1 protein-coding gene is annotated in these 1211 nt (G+C 47.5%); it reads right to left on the reverse strand.

Annotated elements, in window-relative coordinates; all coding sequences use genetic code 11:
* Positions 1 to 212 precede the first annotated feature (212 nt).
* Positions 213 to 1040 carry a MipA/OmpV family protein gene (locus A9165_RS16405; protein WP_065956677.1) on the reverse strand — a complete coding sequence of 276 codons (828 nt, stop codon included), beginning with the start codon at positions 1038 to 1040 and terminating at the stop codon, positions 213 to 215.
* Positions 1041 to 1211 lie beyond the last annotated feature (171 nt).

Raw genomic sequence — 1211 nt, forward strand, 5'->3', positions numbered from 1 at the left:
AGATCAAGTCTGAGCTAGTACAAACAATTGCAACAGACACAGTTTTAACTCATTATTTTAAATAAACCGAATGCCCGCATTGATTTATTTGCGGACATTCAGTTTTGGTAGCAAACACACAGCTTGCGGACGCGGGGATCTGGCAATGCCCTATTTTCCAACGGCCAAATGCTGGAGCTGCGGGCTTTCTCGCGCACTGTTAGCTTTAGCGCTTAAAACAAATAGATAAAGCCGATGCCAACCTCTGCTTCAAAGTCACCACGGGCAATCGGGCTTTTGCGGACAGCACTGCTAAAATGCTCATACAGTGCCTCACCATAAATCTGCCAGTTATTGTTTATGTAGTGACGATAATTGTAATTGATACCGACAGAGCGATAACCGCCGCTCATATTGGTTGCGGTTAAACCCGATGCCGCCGATTGCTCAGCGGTGATGCCGAAATCTTTATTGGCATATTTACTATCGTGAAATACTGCAACAATATTCACCTCTGAGCCCGAGCCATCAAACTTCTCGCCAAAGCGGCGACCCACACCAAACAAACCCAGGTTACCATCACCGCCGGTGACAAGCCGGCCAACCAGCCAATAGCGCCAATCTGTATCAAAGGCGCGACGGGTTTGCAGCACTAATTCAAAGCCCTCATCACTGTCACCGAGCCCATTCAGATAACCTTTTTTAGAATCACTTTCTGCACGCCCCTCATCAAAGCCAATAAGGGCTTCAAACAACCAGGTATCTGCACGTAAGCCACGCCACCCTATGGCTTCACCGACCCAATAGAACACATCATTACCGCGCCGCCATTGTAAGCCCCCTGCCGGTTCAAGCTCCAAACCAAATTCGTCTGAACCCTCGTAGGCAGTTTCGTATTCAATACCCGCACCTAACGCGAAACTCCAGCCATCTTTACCCCGACTAAAATCATCAATAGATGGCAAGGGCACCAAAGCGGTTCTTGTTTCTTGTGCGCTCGCTGCTGGCAACAGCAGGCTATACATAACAAGGGCGGTACCTAACACTAGTAATTTCTTCATAAAATGCTTTCCTATGCCAATTTAGCAAAATGCCAACTTATCTATACATTAGCGTTTACGGATTTTGTTGCGTAAAGATCACTGTTTGTCATGTTTTTAGCGTGGTTCTGGTATCGACGCCGGCATGCCTGTCGTACCGGAATCGCCATCTGTTCGGCGTCAACTATCTTG

The sequence above is a fragment of the Alishewanella sp. HH-ZS genome, from assembly GCF_001704375.1.
In the GTDB taxonomy this organism is placed as follows: domain Bacteria; phylum Pseudomonadota; class Gammaproteobacteria; order Enterobacterales; family Alteromonadaceae; genus Alishewanella; species Alishewanella aestuarii.

What these genes read in the sequence shown, in the direction of transcription:
- A9165_RS16405 (WP_065956677.1), bottom strand. Translation starts at nt 1,040, where the DNA reads ATGAAGAAATTACTAGTGTTAGGTACCGCCCTTGTTATGTATAGCCTG.